Annotated in this window: 14 protein-coding genes and 2 pseudogenes; 13 read left to right on the top strand and 3 right to left on the bottom strand. The window is 57.7% G+C overall.

The features are described 5' to 3' along the window. The first annotated feature begins 5 nt into the window (after positions 1-5). Genes EOA32_RS00075 through EOA32_RS00060 form a run of 4 tightly spaced genes read left to right on the top strand, consistent with a single transcriptional unit; the run spans position 6 to position 3,850 of the window. Positions 6-944, top strand: a complete 939-nt coding sequence (locus tag EOA32_RS00075; protein WP_126080634.1) for an ABC transporter permease — start codon at positions 6-8, stop codon at positions 942-944. A 1-nt stretch (position 945) separates the two neighbouring features. Next, complete coding sequence (locus tag EOA32_RS00070; RefSeq protein WP_126080635.1) at positions 946-1,839, top strand: ABC transporter permease; 894 nt, start codon at positions 946-948, stop codon at positions 1,837-1,839. Continuing rightward, positions 1,836-2,849 (top strand): ABC transporter ATP-binding protein, encoded by a 1,014-nt coding sequence (locus EOA32_RS00065; RefSeq protein WP_126080636.1) that lies wholly within the window; start codon positions 1,836-1,838, stop codon positions 2,847-2,849. The genes EOA32_RS00070 and EOA32_RS00065 overlap by 4 nt, the downstream gene beginning before the upstream one ends. Next, the gene (locus EOA32_RS00060) at positions 2,846-3,850 is read left to right on the top strand and encodes an ABC transporter ATP-binding protein (protein WP_126080637.1); all 1,005 of its coding nucleotides are present in this window, start codon (positions 2,846-2,848) and stop codon (positions 3,848-3,850) included. The genes EOA32_RS00065 and EOA32_RS00060 overlap by 4 nt, the downstream gene beginning before the upstream one ends. Positions 3,851-5,077: 1,227 nt before the next feature. Here EOA32_RS00060 and EOA32_RS00055 read toward each other — a convergent pair. Further along, positions 5,078-5,689, bottom strand: a pseudogene (locus tag EOA32_RS00055) (hypothetical protein); the annotation flags it as partial. A 283-nt stretch (positions 5,690-5,972) separates the two neighbouring features. On the opposite strand from EOA32_RS00055, the gene dddP reads away from it, so the two are divergent. The 4 genes from dddP (at position 5,973) to EOA32_RS39515 (ending at position 9,048) form a co-directional block, all read left to right on the top strand. Beyond that, a complete protein-coding gene (gene dddP, locus EOA32_RS00050; RefSeq protein ID WP_126080638.1) occupies positions 5,973-7,304 on the top strand; it encodes a dimethylsulfonioproprionate lyase DddP in 1,332 nt (443 codons plus the stop codon). A 1,114-nt stretch (positions 7,305-8,418) separates the two neighbouring features. Beyond that, on the top strand, positions 8,419-8,622 hold the full coding sequence (locus EOA32_RS39525; protein WP_245466463.1) for a hypothetical protein: 204 nt from the start codon (positions 8,419-8,421) through the stop codon (positions 8,620-8,622). After that, on the top strand, positions 8,610-8,807 hold the full coding sequence (locus EOA32_RS39520; protein WP_245466462.1) for a hypothetical protein: 198 nt from the start codon (positions 8,610-8,612) through the stop codon (positions 8,805-8,807). Before EOA32_RS39525 ends, EOA32_RS39520 begins: the two co-directional genes overlap by 13 nt. A gap of 16 nt (positions 8,808-8,823) precedes the next feature. Continuing rightward, a complete protein-coding gene (locus EOA32_RS39515) occupies positions 8,824-9,048 on the top strand; it encodes a tyrosine-type recombinase/integrase (RefSeq protein WP_245466461.1) in 225 nt (74 codons plus the stop codon). A gap of 737 nt (positions 9,049-9,785) precedes the next feature. Here the strand turns inward: EOA32_RS39515 and EOA32_RS39510 are convergent. Next, positions 9,786-10,413, bottom strand: a pseudogene (locus tag EOA32_RS39510) (transposase); the annotation flags it as partial. A 388-nt stretch (positions 10,414-10,801) separates the two neighbouring features. On the opposite strand from EOA32_RS39510, the gene EOA32_RS00030 reads away from it, so the two are divergent. From EOA32_RS00030 to EOA32_RS00010, 5 genes are all read left to right on the top strand, one after another. Beyond that, the gene (locus EOA32_RS00030; protein WP_126080640.1) at positions 10,802-11,785 is read left to right on the top strand and encodes a thiamine pyrophosphate-dependent dehydrogenase E1 component subunit alpha; all 984 of its coding nucleotides are present in this window, start codon (positions 10,802-10,804) and stop codon (positions 11,783-11,785) included. Positions 11,786-11,804: 19 nt separating this feature from the next. Continuing rightward, positions 11,805-12,812 carry a pyruvate dehydrogenase complex E1 component subunit beta gene (locus EOA32_RS00025; RefSeq protein ID WP_126080641.1) on the top strand — a complete coding sequence of 336 codons (1,008 nt, stop codon included), beginning with the start codon at positions 11,805-11,807 and terminating at the stop codon, positions 12,810-12,812. Between the two features lie 141 nt (positions 12,813-12,953). Then, positions 12,954-13,715, top strand: a complete 762-nt coding sequence (locus tag EOA32_RS00020) for an SDR family oxidoreductase (RefSeq protein ID WP_245466459.1) — start codon at positions 12,954-12,956, stop codon at positions 13,713-13,715. Between the two features lie 591 nt (positions 13,716-14,306). Beyond that, positions 14,307-15,515, top strand: a complete 1,209-nt coding sequence (locus tag EOA32_RS00015) for an acetyl-CoA carboxylase biotin carboxylase subunit family protein (protein WP_126080642.1) — start codon at positions 14,307-14,309, stop codon at positions 15,513-15,515. A gap of 1,559 nt (positions 15,516-17,074) precedes the next feature. After that, positions 17,075-17,827, top strand: a complete 753-nt coding sequence (locus EOA32_RS00010) for an SDR family oxidoreductase (RefSeq protein WP_245466458.1) — start codon at positions 17,075-17,077, stop codon at positions 17,825-17,827. Between the two features lie 387 nt (positions 17,828-18,214). On the opposite strand, the gene EOA32_RS00005 is transcribed toward EOA32_RS00010, so the two are convergent. Continuing rightward, positions 18,215-18,580, bottom strand: a 366-nt coding sequence (locus EOA32_RS00005; protein WP_128370496.1) for an ATP-binding cassette domain-containing protein, incomplete at its 5' end; no start/stop codon positions are given.

Genomic DNA, 18,580 nt, shown 5'->3' with positions numbered 1-18,580 from the left:
GAACTGTGTGGATCTATCTACTGAAACGCGTTTTCCTCGCGGTCGCCATTACGGTGATCGCGGTGACCCTTGTGTTCATGATGATCCATGCGGTGCCTGGCGACCCAGCCGTTGCTCTGCTAGGTCCCCGCGCCACGCCTGAAATGATAGCGCACCTTCATCGGGAGATGGGGCTGGATAAGCCGCTTGCCGTGCAGATCGTCATTTTCTTCGAAGGGCTGCTGCAAGGCAATCTTGGTTTTGATGTGTTGAGCCAACGTCCGGTTGCGGACATAATATTCGAGCAACTTCCTTATACTATCGAACTAATCTTCGTCTCGATTTTGTGGGCGGTGGCGATTGCGGTGCCGCTCGGTTGTTATTCGGCCATGAGGCGTAATTCTGTCATCGACCAGATCGTCGCGATCATGGCAGTCGCCACGATCGCGATTCCTTCGTTCGTCATGGCTGTCTACGCACTCCTGATCTTCGCTGTCACGCTCCATTGGTTACCAGCAGTCGGAGCCGGACAGGGTTTTTTGGACGGCCTTGTTCATCTCATTCTGCCAGCCTTCGCCGTCGGGATCGGCTGGGTTGGATACATCTCCCGGCTGGTACGGGCATCCATGATGGAGATCCTGGGTGAAAACCATGTGCGAATGGCCCGTTCCTTCGGCATTTCCGAATGGCGCATTGTTTTGCATTACGCGCTGCCGCTTGCGATCCTGCCGACAGTGACGATCCTCGGCGTGGGCATAGCGTGGTTGCTTTCGTCAGCTGTCTTTATCGAGGTCGTTTTCGCAAGACCAGGTATCGGTGCCTTGATTGTACAGGCGGTCAACACGCGCAACTATGCAGTCGTAATAGGGGCCGTGCTAGTCACCACTGTTGTTACTGTCTTGGCGACGACGGCGTCCGATCTGATCGCTGCCTCTCTTGATCCTCGAACCCGCGAGAAACTTTAGCATGGCGAGCCTTGAAGCGCTCCGCGGCGAAACTGGCCCAGAGCTAGCACCCGGCAGCTTCCGTAAGACGGTGCGGCAACTGCGCAAGAACCGTCTTGGCGTCCTTGGAGCCGCGCTGGTCGCGATCGTTTTCGCAAGCGCGATCTTCGCCCCGATCATCATTACACATGATCCGACCCGCATCATGGTGGGGCCGCGCTTGGCGGACCCGTCACTACTTTTTCTTCTGGGCACCGATCAACTGGGCCGCGACACATTCTCGCGCGTCATGATGGGCGGCCGCGTCCCGCTGCTTGTCGCCTTCGCCTCGCTAGGCAGTTCGCTGGCAGCCGGCCTCGTGCTTGGTCTGATCGCAGGCTTCGGACCGAGGTGGCTGGACAATTTGCTCCTTCTTTTATTCGATACGATCCGCTCCTTTCCGGGCATCATCTTCGCGTTGGCGATTATCGGCTTACTTGGACCCAGCCTGGCCAGCATGATTTTTGTTATCGCAATCACCTCTATGCCCATTTATGCACGGGTCGTGAGGACCCAGACAGAGGCGCTACGCAACAGTGAATACATCGCCGCAGAACGCACTCTGGGCGCTGGCACGATGCGCATCCTGGCAGTGCACGTACTGCCTAATGTTATCGGCCCGCTTCTCATCCTCGTGAGCATGGACGTGCCCGCGGTAATCGCGGTGGAGGCCGGTCTCAGCTTCCTTGGTTTGGGCGTACGTCCACCCACGCCCGATTGGGGAGCAATCCTCAACGACGGCTATAATTACATCCAGCAGACGCCGTGGCTTGTGGTTGGCGGTGGTATTCCAATCGTCCTCGCAACGCTGGGCTTCACATTCCTGGGTGAGGCGCTACGCGACATGTTCGATCCAAAGCTGCGGAAAGATCTATGATACCACACGATCGGTCATCGCAATCGACCACACCCCTCCTGGAGATACGTCACCTCCATCTTGATTTCGGGACACCAGAGGGGCGCATTCATGCACTGCGAAACGTGTCGCTTAATGTCGCAGCCGCAGAGGTGGTCGGCGTTGTCGGCGAAAGCGGATCTGGAAAGTCGACGCTTGCGTATACGGTGATGGGTCTGCTTTCGGAAAATGCCGATGTCACAGGTGGCGAGATCCTGTTTGAAGGGCGAGACCTGCTGAAGATGCCGGCTCAGTCGCAGCGTAGCCTGCTTGGCGATCGACTTTCCATGGTTTTTCAAGATCCAATGACTGCGCTTAATCCTGTGCGCACCGTTGAGAACCAGATGATCGACATCCAGCACCACCAGCAAAAAAGCCGGAGTGAAAAGCGTGCTCGTGCCATCGACATGCTACACCGGGTCGGAATTCCGGATCCGCAAAACCGGATCGGGGCCTATCCGCACCACTTTTCCGGCGGCATGCGTCAGCGGATATGTATAGCCATGGCGCTGCTTGTAAAACCCGTGCTCCTCATCGCCGACGAGCCGACGACTGCGCTCGATGCGACACTTGAAGTCCAGATCATCCATCTGCTCAAAAATCTCCAAAGGGAGATCGGTTGCTCCGTCCTCTTCGTATCCCATCATCTTGGAGCTGTGGCTGAGTTGTGCGACCGGGTCGTCGTCATGTATGCCGGCGAAGTGGTCGAACAAGGCGATGTGCGCAGCATATTCCGCAATCCCGCTCATCCCTACACCCGCGCCCTGCTTGAGTGCGACCCGGGGCGGCTTAAACGAACCACACGCACATTGCCGACCATTTCCGGCGAGGTGCCCAGCCTCCTGGGCTTGAAGAAGGGGTGCATCTTCAGCGCGCGATGCCCGCAGGCATATGATCGCTGTCTCGAGGAACAGCCAGTCGATCGCCCGATCAGCCCAGGGCAGACGGCACGATGCCATCTGCTCGAAGAAAATCGACTAGTTTCGGCATGAGTGCCCTTGTCAGTGTTCGGGACCTCTGCGTCCGCTTCCGCACGATGGGGCCGCTTAAAGCGCTCGCGACCGGGACAAATGCGCCTTTCATCGACGCGGTATGCAGTGTTTCTTTTGAAATTCACAAGGGTGAGACGCTGGCCCTTGTCGGCGAGAGCGGCTCCGGAAAATCCACCGTCGCTCGCACGATGATTGGCCTGCAGCGGGCGGTGAGCGGCAGCATCAGCTTCGATGGGCAGGAACTCACGGACCTCAGTGCGGTAGAACGCAAGCCCTACTTGCGACGCATGGCGATGACGTTTCAGGATCCGATCGGTTCACTTTCGCCCAGGCTGACGGTGCGATCGATCTTGACCGAGCCTTTCCGCATCCATGGGCTGAAGGATCGCGATTTAGGAGCTGAAGCGACGCGCCTCCTGCGGATGGTGGGCTTGCCGGCCGATTTTGTTGGCCGCTATCCTCATCAACTCTCCGGTGGTCAAGCCAGGCGCGTCAGCGTGGCGCGCGCCCTAGCGCTCAATCCGGACTTGATCATCGCCGATGAGCCGACCGCGGGCTTGGATGTCTCGGTGCAAGGCGAGGTGCTAAATCTTCTCACTCGCCTGCAGGACGAACTAGGCATCGCGATCCTGATAATCACGCACAACCTCAATGTAGTGCGCCACATAACTGACCGCATGGCAATCATGTATCTCGGCCGCTTCATTGAAGTCGGCACGACGCAGAGTATTTTCCATCAGCCAAGCCATCCCTATACCGAAGCGCTGCTTGCGGCCAATCCCGAACCGGACCCAGACGCAGTGCTCAACAGGATTGAGCTCAAGGGCGAAGTGCCAAGCGTGATGTACCGGCCATCCGGCTGCGAGTTCCACACCCGGTGTCGTTACGCTCAAGATCGCATCTGTGGCCGCGTCGCTCCCCCATCCTCAGTGAGCCTGCAGGACCCGGAGCACAGCTTTAGATGCCATTTCCCGTTAAGCTCCAAATCGTTGACCTGCTGAACGTTCATCCCTCGCGGAAACTGGGGGCCGATTTGTTTAAAATCTTGGCTGGGCTTAGGCAATTTGTCAGGCGCGAAGCCTTTCATCAGCGCAACAGACCGCGGGTCTGGCGTAATGCATTGGCATTCCATGGCGAGCAATTGGGGTGTTCCGGCCGAACAGCCGAACCCGGCGATTGCGACGGCGTAACATAAAAACGGGGTGGCCTCGAGGGCTTCGCAACTGGGGAACTGCGGTTGGTGGGCACCCTCGGCAGGCGTCCATGGTTCAGCTGTGCCGCACAAGCAGTGCCCGGTTCGCGCGCCCTATGAGGGTACGGCTTATGGGGGTAAGGCGGAGGCGCCCACTGTTCCCGCCGGCGCGCTAATAACGAATGGGGCATCAACATCATGCTGCGCATCAAATTCAATGATTGAATCTGGCATCCAGGGACCGATAACCTCGGGCAACCGGTGTCCGTGTCCGCTATGTAGTAAGCGCCTATGAAGTGGCGGCGCTCCTCTACACGTATTTCGCGAGCGCCGAATCGTTCTGGCTTAGAATAGCGGTCCTGGAACGCTTCTTGTTGGGACGAAAGCCACAGATGTCGCTCAGCCCGAAACTGGCTTGCAATCGAGATATAGTGGGGTTCCATCTGGGCGCATTGCCGCCTGCACCTTCGTTGTGCGATACACGACGGGAGTGGCCCCGTGGGTCAGGAATCGGAAATTCCCCGGATTCTTCCATGAGGTCCAGCATCTCCTCGTAGAGCTTTCCACGCTCATTAGGTCAGCGATGGAGAGTCCCTTGACGTTCAGTTCGTCATAACGTTTCGCTCCGGAAGCGTTGCCAATTCCAAACGCCAACTTGAGCCTGCGTGGTACGCATCCGGTGAAGACCGCAGACGTGCGTATCTGGTGGCCAGAGAACCTGAGCACCGGAGTGCTGGGGTCAAGCTTTCGATGGGGAGACGCGATGATGTTCTTCGAGGAGGAGTTTGACCTCCTCGAAGCCTTCATCGGTGAAGATCCCGTCGTCATCATTGGCGCCGTAGACCCAGATGACGCCGTCCTAATCCGGGACACAAAGGGGGTGAACTCCCGTCTCGACGGCGCGGGCGTCGCCGCCGTTGCAAAGGCGGTCGTCGCCATCCGCTCGTACCATGCCGCAGCGAGTCAAAGCGGCCCGCATCTGACCCTGCCTCTGTCAACCAAGGACAGCCGTGCGGTGCTCGTGACGCTTAAGGTGGAAGCGGAAGGTGAGGCGCTGATGGCGGCCGAGCAGGCACGCGCCTTGGGGTGCTTGTGAGCGGCGTAGTTGTCAAGAACGACGTGGATGGCCCTGCTGGCCGCCACCTCGGCATCGACAGCGTTGAGTGAGGCGGATGAATTCCTGGTGACGATGGCGCTGCATGTTCCTGCCGATAACGGTGCCATCGAGCACGGTAAGGGCGGCAAACAGGGTGGTCGTGCCGTTGCACTTGTAGTCGTGGTCGTGGTGCCGAGCCTACCCTTCATGGGCAGGCCGGGCTGGGTGCGGTCGAGCGCCTGGATCTGGGCTCTTCTCGTCGACCGACAACAGGATAGCGTGAGCCGGTGGATCAACTAGTGGCATGGCCGACGACGTTGCGCAGTTTGTCGACGAACTGCGGATCGTTGCAGAGCTTGCACTGGCGCGCCACACGCAAGTCTTGAACTTACCAGATTGCCGCATGATCTCGAGGGTGCCCACGCCGTCGCTGCTCAACAGAATGATCTCTGCGCGCCAAACGTGCTTCTGCAGCGCACTGCGATGGGCGCGCTGATCAGAGAGAGGCTGACGATCAATCGAAGAAACGGTGAGGTATATTCCTGTGCGCATGTACCAGACTCGCATGCGCACTCACAAAAGGGAATCCTCAGCCGAACTCTTATGTCAGGCGTAAACCACTAGCACGACAGGGCTCCCGGCAAAGCTCTGGGATCGACAGATTGCCCATTGCGGCGCGCTGGAAGGCTACCTGGTTCCAGTTGTGGTCGCAGGCACCCCAGAGCACGAATGCAGATGAATTGACTTTATATCGAGCAATATTTTTTCCGCCTTTAGCATCCAAGAAATCCGGTCTTAGATCCACGTAAGAGTGAGCCACTAGGGCGGCCTTAACATGTCCTCGTTTTCGATTGTGAACCACAAAATTGATCCCACGCGAGTGGCAAAAGCACTTAAGCCGGATGGGAGCATGGATGACAACGATCGGGTTGAAATTGGGCCGACGGACGTCGCCTTTGCGGAGTGGGCAGCCTTGGGCCTGACCACGCCCAACCTAGATCGTATGCGCAAGACCCGTCTTGATCGGATTGTTCTGCAACTCCGCCAAAGAGACTATGCGGGCGTGCTCTGCTTCGACCCGCTGAACATACGATACGCTTCAGATTCCTCGAACATGCACATATGGATCATGCACAATCCGTCACGAGCTGTGTTCGTATCGGCCGACGGCTATGTCGTTCTCTGGGATTTCCATCGTTGCAGCCACCTGTCAACCTATCTGCCGCTCATCAACGAAACCCGGGATGGCGGGGCCGGCTTTTACTATTTCGTTGCCGGCGACCAAGAAGAAGCAGTCGCCAAGGACTTTGCCGGACAAATTGACGAACTGTTGCGCCGCTCTGGTGGCAAAAACCGTCGTCTTGCCGTCGACAAGATCGAAATCCCCGGCCTTCGTGCGCTAGATGCAGTTGGCATCGAGGTTTGCAACGGCATGCAGCTCATGGAGCACGCCAGGGCCATTAAGGGAATCGACGAGATCAACGCCATGCGCTGCTCTCTCGCGACCTGCGAGATTGCCGTTGCCAAAATGCGAGAACGTTTGCAGCCCGGCATAGCCGAAACGGAACTTTGGTCGGTTCTTCATGCCGAAAACATCGCACGTGGTGGCGAGTGGATCGAAACGCGCATTTTAACTTCCGGCCCGCGCACGAACCCCTGGATGCAGGAGGCCGGCCCCCGTCGCATTGTCTCAGGAGACCTCGTCGCCTTCGACACCGATATGGTGGGCCCGTACGGCATGTGTGCCGACTTCTCCCGCACTTGGCACTGCGGTGACGGCCGACCCACCGAAGCACAGCGAAGGCTGCACGACATAGCCTACGAGCACGTAGCTGCAAACATGGCTATGCTAAAGCCGGGCGTCTCTTTCACCGAACTCACTCAGCGCAGCCACAAGCTTCCCGCGGATTTCGTCAAGCAGCGATATGGCGTCATGATGCATGGCATTGGTCTTTGCGACGAATATCCCGCGATTCTCTATCCTGAAGACTTCATCCCGGGAGCATTCGACTATGTTCTCGAGCCCGGAATGACCCTGTGCGTCGAGGCTTATATCGGTGCCGTCGGTGGGCGGGAAGGCGTAAAACTGGAAGAGCAGGTGCTCGTGACCGAGAGCGGAGTTGAAAATCTCACGAGATGCCCGTTTGATGAGGCTTTGGTGGCCTAGGGATTTCGGCCGAGTCTCTTCAAATTGTCCAATTCTTGAGAGATCCGCGGAAAAGCTGTTTGTTGCGCATCTGGCTCAGCACTTTTGCGGAAGTTGGCTTTTCGTTGGTCCAACTCGCCCGCCTACATTCGTAGAAAGGGGGGTGGAGGCATCCAAGTCCATGGTCGACGCCCTGACCCGCGAGTGCTGTCGATACTCTGACCAGCAGTCGGGCAGTGGCAGCTGTGGCGTCAGATTTGCAGCAAGTCCGCTGTTAGCCTCCGAACACACGGTCTCTGTTGGGGGTGGCGCATGTGGCCATTCCGCCAAGGATATTGGTCGAATTGCAGGCAATAGCCGGTCAGTGTCAGGTCACACTGGGTTGGCGCTTCGTGACGACGATTTTCGTGTAGCAGACATTTCGCTGAGTGGTTTGCATGCTCTCGATCTTGGCTGGGGACACAACAATGTGGAGCTTCGGTGTATGGAGCGCGGATCGGTCGTCATCGTTCGGCGTGTTCGGTGCTCCATGGGGCGGTCAATTCATCTGCTTACGTCACAGCCGGGACCTGCTTGACAAGAAACCTGAGGCAGCGCGATACTATGAGAAGTCCCTCCTGTCGTGACGGAACGCTATCTCGGAGGATAAATATGCACTATTCCCTAGATATACATGCCGAGGCTGGGCGTTTGTTGGAAGAGAAATGCTGTGCGATTTCCGCCCTACTGATCACGACTCCCCTGGTCGGCTTGCTTTTCGCATTTGCGTCACAGGGGACAAATCTTTTTGACTCTACTAACCCGGAGAGGGCCTTCCTCCAGAGTTCTTCGATCGTGCTGCCGCCGCGCTGAGCAAGTCCAATAAGTCTGCCACGGATGTAGCTAAGCTGAGCGTCCGACGGAAACGCCCCAGTGTTGATTTTTCGAGCTTTCTCTGACTTGCCTGTCGGAGTCCACCAGAGGCGATCCGTCGCGACGCAGCCTAGTGCTACTTTGGCAGATTTTTGGCGATGTGGGCATTTTGAGGATTGAACGAAGCCGCTAACGCGGCATTTGGCGGATCGGTTTGCAGGAACGCTTCTGTTTTGAAGGATCGCGGCTGTTGAAGCGCAATCTGAGAACAGGAGCTACAGAAATGGCCAAGTTGACCCCAGTTCCCCGGCGCATGATCGAGGATATGACGATCCGTAATCTGCCGCCGGCCACGCAGCGATCCCCACGTGCATGCCGCGGCGAAGTTTTCGCGCTACTTGGCCGTTCGCCGGACCGGCTCGGTCTGGAGGACGTGCGCGCCTTCCAAGTTCATTTGATGTCGACCGGAATCTCGTGGCTGCGCTGAACCAGACGGTGTGCGCGCTGCGGTTCCTCTACGGCGTGACGCTGGGCCATGCCGAGAGTCCGGAGCGGATCGTCTATGCTCGCTCGCTACGCACGCTGCCGGTGGTATTGAGCGCCGACGAAGTCGTGGCCTTCCTAGAGGCGGTGCCGAGCCTGAAGTGCCGTACGGCCCTGACGACGGCCTAAGAGCAGGTCTCAGTGCTTGGAGACTGTCGGGCTGAAGGTCGGCGACATCGACAGCGGTCGCGGGGTGATCCGTGTTGAGCACGGCAAGGGCGACAAGGACCGCACCGTGATGCTGTCGGCGCAGCTTCTGCGCATCTGCGAGTCTACTGGCGGCTTGGCGAAGCCGCGGGACTGGCTGTTTCCCGCGCGCGGGTGTTATTTGGGCTTGTCGTTCGGCGCGTGCGGCCGCCTAAGCGGGTGACGGTCCACACGCTCAGGCACAGCTTCGCCACGCATCTTCAGAACGCACCGACATCCGCACCATCCAGGTTCTACTCGGCCACAACAATCTGTCCGGCGGCGCGCTACGCTAAGGTCTCGAACAGCCTCATCCGACGCACGACAAGCCCGGCTGAACATCGAGGTGCCGCCAGGGTGAGTGGTACCGCCATGTCGGCGAGACTGAAGGTGGCGGATATCTTCCGCCGCCATGGCGAAGTATATAGACAGGTTCATGACGGCTATCTAGGCTCGCATCGAGCGGCGTGTGATGAGCGCGATCGAGCTCTGCCGGACCGCCGAACTGGGCGGCCAGTCTACGGCTGCCGCTCCTGCGGTCGATCCGCGTGGCCTACAATTCCTGTCGCAGCCGGCACAGTCCCAAATGCCAGGGTCAGGCCTGCCGGGACTGGCTTGCCGCACGCCAGAATGAACTGCTGCCGGTGCTCTATCACGCAGTGTTCATGCTGCCGGCTGAGGTTGCTGCGATCCCTTTCACAAGGCGGCACCTTATACGCGGCCGAAACGCCTGCGCGCGAAGCCAATCTCAGGCATTTGGGAGCTGAGATCGGCCTCATCGCGGCGCTGCATAGCTCTCATCTACCATCCCGCCTGATTGTATCGTACCGGGTGGTGGTGTCTCGCCCGACGGCACACGCTGGATCTCGTGCAGGCCGGGCTCTTTTTACTCGTGCGCGTGCTGTCGCGCCTGTTTCGCTGGCGCATGACACGGAAGACGCGCTTGTGATTGACGGCCGGTTCGCCGTCTTTCGCGTTCCCTGTTCGTCAGGGCTGTGATGCGACGATCGCCATAGGTCGGGCGTTCGTCGATCAGGCGGCGACCAGCTCCAAGAGCCCATCGTCATCGGGGTTGCGATAAGGCCCGCGCGGCTTCACCAGGCGATGCAACTCATGGAGATGGGAACGCGCCGCCCCGAGGGTCTCGGCAACGGCCTTCATCGGGAACCGTCCCTCGGCTGCGACAAGAGCCGCAAGTTCGGTTTTTTGACTCCGACCTGGCCAGCGCGTCTTTGAGGATCTCCACTTCCATGGTCTTGCGGCCGAGAAGCCGCTCGAGGTCGCGAAGGCGCTCTTCAAGCCGCCGCACTTCCGAACTCCCGACCACAGATTCGTCCGATCCCACCGCAGCCGTTCCGCCTTCCTTCAATAAACGGCGCCAACGATACAAGAGATTTGGCGCCACGCCTCATCGTGCGGCGACAGAGGACACGGTCTCACCCGGAAGGAAACTCTCCTCGATAATCTGCAGCTTCTGTTCGGTCGTCGTCCAGTGTCGGCGCCGTACCTCCCCGGTGATCAGTTCAATCCGTCGACAGTCGTCAGCCATAAGCCTGTGCTTGAGGATATCCCCAAGCCTCCCGCGTTAGGCCGACTGTCCGGCCGAAATGGGGGCCAGTTCAGGATCCGACATTGTTGGCGAACTTCGAACAAAGGAGGTCTGTGCAGTTCTTTCACGACGCCTTTCTTCGATGAAGAACAGTGTAATGCGAGCCTTCAGGTCAAATGGCATGACGCATGCACAGGGTTGTGCGAGCCGGAAGGAACAAGGCCATGCTGACAGAGAACCAGATGAAAGTGCCTGCCGAGATCGTGCCTCGCCAGGAGAATGCCGAAGAGACCCGCCACGTACCTTCGGAGCTCGAGCACGAGGATTTAGCCGATGCGCGCTGTTGGAATGCAGGCGATCGCCCCTTGCTGACGGGCAGGGTTGGGTCATGCAGTTGAAGGGCGATCGTAGGCTAGAGGCTTTTCGACGGATGCTTCGCATCCGCCGATTCGAAGAAGAAGGTAGGCGCCTGTTCAACGGTGGTCAGATCCCTGGTTGGTTTCACACGACCGTGGGTCAGGAAGGCGCTATCGTCGGAGCAAGCCTCGCCCTCCGGGACGATGACGCCATGACCGGAACACACCGTTCGCATGGCCATCCGATTGCGAAGGGCGCGCATTTGCAGGCGCTTATGGCAGAACTGATGGGTAAGGAGGGCGGCGTTTGTAAGGGGCGTGGCGGTTCGATGCATTTTGCGGACAGTTCAGTGGGGATTATCAGTGAATCGGGAATCGTCGGAGGGGGCATTCCTCTTGCCACAGGATGCGCATTTAGCGCCAAGGTGCGCGGCGTCGATCAGGTTACCCTTTGCTTTTTCGGCGACGGAGCAGTGAACCAGGGCACTTTTCACGAGAGCCTCAACATGGCCTCGTTGTGGAGGCTTCCCGTCATTTATCTTTGCGAGAACAATGGCTATGCAATGACCACCTCCGTAGCAACAAGCCACGGACAGCCGGACATTGCCCTACGAGCGGCAGGTTACGGAATTCCAGGAGAAATAGTAGACGGACAGGACGTCAGTGCCGTCTATCAATCTGCGGCATATGCGGTCACGCGAGCACGCGCGGGGCAGGGACCCACTCTCATAGTGGCCAACACTTATCGGTTCGATGAACACAATATAGGCTTGGCCGTTTCTGGGGAGCCTTATCGACAGGTCGCAGAAGTCGAGGCACACAAACGCGACCGGGACCCAATTTTGCTATATCGCACTGTGCTGCTCGAAGAGGGTGTAAATGAAGAGACTCTAGCAACCATCGAGCATGAAGTGGCCCAAGCCGTCACACAGGCCGTACAGTTTGCTTTGGCTAGCCCCATGCCCCGGCCCGAAACGTTGCCCGACTATATGTTCGTGTCGACCATTGCCCGCTAAGGGTGGGCTGGAGGGATTAATGGATGTGAAAGACGATACCCACAGAGACGCAGCCACGCCCGGTCCCCATATTCAGATGACCTATTTTGAGGCAATCGTGCAGGCCCAGCTAGAGGAAATGCATCGGGATGAGCGCGTTGTATTGTTGGGAGAGGACGTCTCAGTTCATGGCGGCGGCAAGCTTATCGAATGCTTCGGCAAGAACCGGGTTTGGAACATGCCAATTTCAGAAGGCAGTTTTACGGGACTTGGCATCGGGGCTGCCATCAATGGTTTGCGACCGATTGTAGACATTTCAACTGCCAGTTTCATCTATCTCGCTTGTGACCAGATTGTAAACCAGGCCTCAAAATTGCGGTATATGACTGGGGGCCAGATAGACATCCCAATCGTCTTTCGCTGCTGTATGTTCTCGACGGGCTCCGAAGCGGCACAGCATGCCGACCGGCCTTACCCGCTTTTTATGAACGTGCCGGGCCTTAAGATTATCAGCCCGACCAGCGCTGCCGATATCAAAGGCCTCATGAAATCCGCCATTCGCGACGGCGATCCTGTGCTCGTCTTCGAGGACACCCGCCTCTGGCCTCTCAAAGGCGACGTCCCCACGGATCCGGACCATTTAATCCCAATTGGCAAAGCGGACGTGAAGCGCGAGGGGGAGCACGTTACCGTCGTTGCCATCGCCGGTGCTATCAGGCCGACCATGGAAGCTGCCAACTACCTCATCGAGGAAGGCATTTCGGTCGAAGTGATCGATCCACGTACATTGAAGCCGCTCGATTATGAGGCAATCAAGATGTCAATCGAGAAGACCGGACGGCTGATTATTGTCGAGAACGGACACCGTATCTGCAACGTCGGAAGTGAAATCGCAGCGGTGATGGCGGAAGAGTCCTTCGATCTTTTGAAGCGACCTATCTTGCGGCTGAGTGCTCCAGATATTCATGTCCCATTCAGTCCGGCTCTTGAGAAGGACTTTTTTCCAACACGGGACAGCATTGTTGGCGCCATACGACAGTTACTCTGAGTTCCCAAAAAACGCATGAATGGAAGTAACACAGCAACTGCCGTTATCGTCGCAGTAGGAGGTGATAAGACGCGCTTAGAAAAAGAAGGCAGGCCATCAGACGATAGGCGGGAAACATTCCAGAAGGGATAGGGCTTATACATGAGTAAATCATTCATCGATGGCAGATTCGGTCTGAGTGGGAAGACCGCTTTGGTGACCGGCGGAGCACGCGGCATCGGATTGCAAGTCGCGCTTACATTACAAGAAGCTGGCGCCGATATAATTCTCACTGGAAGGGATCGGGTTCGCGTGGCCGCGGCGGCAGATCAGTTTCCAGTCAAGCCTAAAGTCTATCAGCTCGATGTTAGGGACTCGCAGGCGGTACGCGATCTCGCCGATGGCATCGCCGTTTGCCCTGACATCCTTATTAACAATGCCGGGGTGTCCCGCGCGGCGCCGACGAAATATACCACCGACGAGGATTGGCGAGCTGTCCTTTCAGTCAACTTGGACGGCCTGTTCTACTGCAGTCGCACCTTCGGCTCTCTCATGGCGGAGCGCGGTTCCGGCGTGATTGTAAATATCAGTTCGATATGTGGAGATGTTGTCACCCGACAGGAATCCGTAGTCACGGCTTACAATGCGAGCAAGGCGGGGGTAACTATGGTAACCAAAACCCTTGCTTGCGAATGGGCAAGATCTGGGGTTCGGGTGAACGCAGTGGCGCCTGGATTCGTACAGTCAGAGATGACCGACCAGTATCCTGTAGAAGTGGTCAGGGCATGGTCTGATCGGACGCCAATGGGCCGCTTCGGCCAACCTCATGAGATTGCATCTGCCGTCCAATTTCTTGCTAGCGACGCGTCAACCTATATCACGGGAACGGTATTGTTGGTGGATGGTGGCTACACTTGCTGGTGAGATTTTCTATTGGTTAATTCTGGTGGGCCATCCTGCTGCCTGGGGTGACAAAGCAAGATGATCTACCCATCGAAGTTTCTGTGCGTCGCACTACTTGATCCATAGTTTCGTAGTCAAAAGCACGGTGAACGTCAACCGAATCGATGAAGCTATCCAGCAGTTTGGCGGTGCGTTCTTGAGGCCGCTGTAGGTTAGGTGTAAGGCCGTTCACCAAGCTCGTTTGAATGACAGTTCGCGCGACGAGCAGAAGCTCGTGCATCGTACCTTCTCCCAGACGCTCCCCAGCCAGCTGAGTGATGTAGACACCGGTCATCACCCGTTGCCATGGGATCTCTGGTCCTTCACCAGGATCGGTGCGGCGGTAACGGATCCCATCATCGCGCCTCTCATTCCCCAGCCGACTTGCGCGAGAAGAATAGGCCTATATTGCGGCAACCAAGACACTCTTTTTGGTGGTCATGACGTCACATCCTGCAACAGATAAATACAACTACTTCACAAGAATTTACCAATCGCAAACCACGAGCAGTGGTATGTTGGACGAACTCACGCGCGGAAAAAAACCAGACAAGCTATTCGGAGTCGACAAACATGAAAAGAAGAGCGCTTATCCTGATCGAGGGTACAAGGAACAATGGTCCTCTATATGTCCAAGCGGCCCGAAGTCTTGGCCTGCACTCGATTACCCTGGCGGCTGATCCACTTAGGCACTACTATCATGCCGCAGAAGACAGTGAGGTAATCTGTGTGGACACATCCAATCTCGATGCGCTGATTTGCGAGTGTGTTCGGCTGCATGCGACCTATGATATTGCTGGGATTACGAGCTCGGAGGAAGCTGCATATGCGACAGTCGGCATGCTCTGTCGACATTTCAATCTGCCAGGTCCGAACGCCGAATCGGTTGAACGATGCTGCGATAAATTCACTCAACGTCAGCTGCTTGGGCAAGCCGACATTCCAATTCCTGCCTACGCGTTGGCAACGAATGCGAGCGAGGTTGTAAGCTCTGCCGCTAAAATCGGCTTTCCTGTAATTGTAAAACCAGCCACGGACACCGGCGGCAGCGAGGGGGTCCGATTGTGCGGCAGTAGCGAGGAGCTAATCCAGCATACTGCTTATCTATCAAGCAGGTGGAGTACATGGCAGTCCCCAGCAAGAATATTAGTGGAACAATTTGTGAAAGGCTTTCATTATTGGGTGGAGATGATGGGAGATGACGTCATTGGAATCGCCTCTCTCGAATTCGGTCCCTCGCCGCATTTCGTATATAATAGATGCGCCTATCCGGCCTTGCTTACCAATGAAGAGGATGAGCGCATCGCCGATGTTTCACTGAGGTGTTTACAGGCTCTCGACCTTCACTGGGGTCCGACCAACGTTGAACTCAGGTGGACGGCACATGGGCCGGTCGTCATTGAAGTAAATCCGCGTATGTCGGGCTCGCCCGGTGTTGAGCTAGTTGAGCTAGCTTGCGGTATCAATCTTATCCGAGAGCACATTAAACTCGTGATCGGCGATGAGGGCGATTTGCGCGGAACCCGTTCAGAAACTGCTGCTGCGCAATTCCTAGTTCCTGAACGGGACGGCGTTCTCGATTGGATCGATGGCGTCAGCCGGGCGGCTGCTGTACCTGGCGTCGCCAAAGTGAAGCTTTACCTTGAACCAAACACCACGATCAAAAGGAGAGGCGATCACCGAGACTTAATCGGATATGTGACCGCCAGCTCGCCTGACATCGCTCGGACGGAGGCGATACTTCAGCGGGCCGTCGGCTTAATTGAGTGGTCGGTTACATAGGTTCGATTTCCCTTGCTACCTGGCGGAGCGGCGCTTGTGTCCACCGTGTGGTGTTGCCGGGTTCAAGCGCCAGCCGCTGAAGATGATGAAGCCGACGTGCATCATTGTTGAAGCTGCTGAAGCGCTAGCGCAGCGAAGAAGAACCGCCAGGGAGCCATACGATCAGCGGATGGCGCACAGGATCGCTGGTCCTCGACGCACCCGTTTCCGGTTAACCTCCGAGCCAGCGACTGTCGGCCCTCCAACAGGGAAACCGGCAGTCCCGCGCGCGTCCGCAACAGCGGACGGTTGTCGTGCGTAGGACGGAGGAAATTCGCCCCTGCCTCGGGCGGTGAACGGGACAGCCGTAGGAGCGTCAGCAAAGCGCAGGCCGCAGGACGGGACGCGGGACGACTTTCCCCGTCCGCGGCGATCCGCATGTGTTTGCGTCAGGAGAAAGGCTGACCGGACGAAAGGCGCACTGCCGCTTCTCGAAAGTCCGGTCGCTGATCAGCGACGTGCGGTAGGATCGGCCATAGCAGGGCCGAGTTCCCCCTGGAAGAAAAAACAGGTGTTGCACCCGTCGGGTCCCCCTCAATTGCTGGGCAGCCTGTTAACTTCCAGCCTGGCATACTCGCTCTCCAGGTCGTCTTGCGCGGGTTCGGCAATTCCTCGAGCGTCAGCTCCACGGCCAAGATCGCCCGCTCAACGATCTCACCCGCGTCGAGCTCGGCCAGGCCCGAATCAATACCGGCCCAGCTGGTTGGCTGCCAGTCGCAGGAGACTGAGATTCTGCATGGCAGAGTTTACTCGGCAAGCGCCAGCCAGCGCTCTCGGTGGGCCGCATTCATACCCCAACAGAGCGCGTTCAAAGCTGAGGTTGCCGCCAAGGCGCTGTCAAGCAGAGGCTTATCGCGAAATAGAGACGTACGGGCTGCGATCGTTCGAAGGTCGTCGAACGATCGACCTGATTGCAGACCGCGCATACGCCTACGAGGCCCGGGGGTACGTCCTGGGATGTTTTAGAACAGCCATGCCCGCATTACTCCAGGAGCTTGGCGCAAGGCAACGGAGGCCTACGAGTTCTGCTGCACCCGGACAAGGAGCCCGTGTGCCGGTACTCACCAAACCGCCAGCTGGTTCCGAAATAAGGCGATGTCGCAGGTCCGAACAGCTTGCGCACGACTGCGCGAGGCATAAACTGGTTTTAACCCTAGCGAAACCTTTTGTGCATTCTCAGGGCAGTTGCTGGTGCTTACGATTAGAATGACACAAGCAAGGCTCGGCTTGCCGGATCCTGAGTATGTAATACTCCGCTTCCGCCGCTGCAGAAGCCAGTCGTCGGGGGGAACTTCGGCGGGGGGAAGGAAGCCGCGGGTCTCGATCAGCGGGATGGCATCTGGGTTTGAGGTAGCAGAACCGGGGAAGCGTCTTCACCGCTTCCCCGTCGATCCTGCGGATAGGGGCAGAGCTTGGCAAGCTAGTCCGCTCGGCAGATCGCAGAGGCGGTGGCATCGCCCAGACCATCGTGCCTCACGCGATGTCCCGCTGCCTATGCATGTCGCTCGTCGAAGTGAAGGGTGGAAAGGCAGTTGGATAAAAGGTTTGCAGGTAAGGTGGCTCTCGTGACGGGCGGGCGTAGCGGCATCGGTCTTGCGACTGCGCGACGTCTAAGGGACGAGGGCGCTCGCGTGTTCACCGCTCAACGTGGTGAGGACCGGGAATTCGAGGCCATTTCGGTCGACTTCACAGCTCCGACCAAGGCGGCTCATGCTATCAAAGCGGTTGTCGAACGGGCGGGACGGCTCGATGTCCTGGTAAACAACGCCGGGGTCATGCAGGAGGCGCTCGTCGAAGATATGAGCCTAGCAGATTGGGAGAGGACGATCGCCATAAATCTGACCACCCCATTCGTGCTGATAAAGGCGGCGATGCCTCACCTGCGGTCCACTGGCGGCGCGATCGTGAATGTCGGATCGATCGAGGGGCTGGGATCCAACCCGAAACACGCGGCCTATTGCGCCTCCAAGGCTGGTCTCCACGGTCTCACCCGCGCGGTTGCGATCGACCACGGCGCCGAAGGTGTGCGCTGCAACGCTGTCGCGCCTGGCTGGATCGACACCGACCTGAACTTGGATTTCATCGAGAGCATGCCGGACCCCAAGCGCTTTCGCCAGCAGATCGGTAATATCCATCCAATTGGGCGAACGGGGAAGCCGGAGGAGGTCGCGAACCTCGTAGTCTGGCTGGCTTCGCCAGAATCCTCGTTTATCACCGGTCAGGTGTGGACGATCGATGGAGGCCGAATGGCGAAGCTCAGTCTGCCACAGTAGAACCTGCGCAGGTTTGCCAAGCCGGACTTCATTGGACACCGCTCTCTTAAAAGGTGTTTGACAGCTTAGGTTGCAACCTGAGCGAAACGTTTGCGTTGTGCCCGGTATGAAAGAGGTCTAGGATTTCGGAGGATCTCTTGCAGTATAGTTCTAGAATTTTCTAAGCGAAAATTAACGAGCTTAAGTTCTGCGCAATGCAAGCGAAACAGGAGTATGATGGACGGTACCTTATGTTTTTTTGGATGGGAGTCGGTTTCAGCGGACACCTCCATGTGCTTCCCAATATACGTCGACCGGGCTAGATTTGGGATGTCGTGAGACGGCGATACATTTTGTACCGGGAATGGGCGCTCTCGCGGTCGGGCACTCGATCCTGATACTTGGCGCTCAGGCCAGGCCCATCGCTAGTTCCAACGCCTGCCGTTCGAAGAGGCGGCGGTAAATGCCACCATCGAGATCGATCAGCGCGGCATGATCGCCGTCCTCCATGATGCGGCCACGGTCGAAGACGAGCAGCCGATCGAGCGAGCGGACCGTCGACAGCCGGTGTGCGATGACGAGTGTGGTTCGACCCACCATCAACCGATCCACCGCTTGTTGAATGAGCACCTCGGATTCCGAATCGAGGCTCGATGTGGCCTCGTCAAGAATAAGGATCGGCGCGTTCGCCAGGAAGGCGCGCGCGATCGCCACGCGCTGGCGCTCGCCGCCGGAGAGCTTCAAACCTCTTTCGCCGACCAATGTCCCATAGCC

The organism is Mesorhizobium sp. M1A.F.Ca.ET.072.01.1.1, assembly GCF_004023325.1.
Lineage (GTDB): Bacteria > Pseudomonadota > Alphaproteobacteria > Rhizobiales > Rhizobiaceae > Mesorhizobium.
This window is presented reverse-complemented; position numbering and strand designations above follow the sequence as displayed.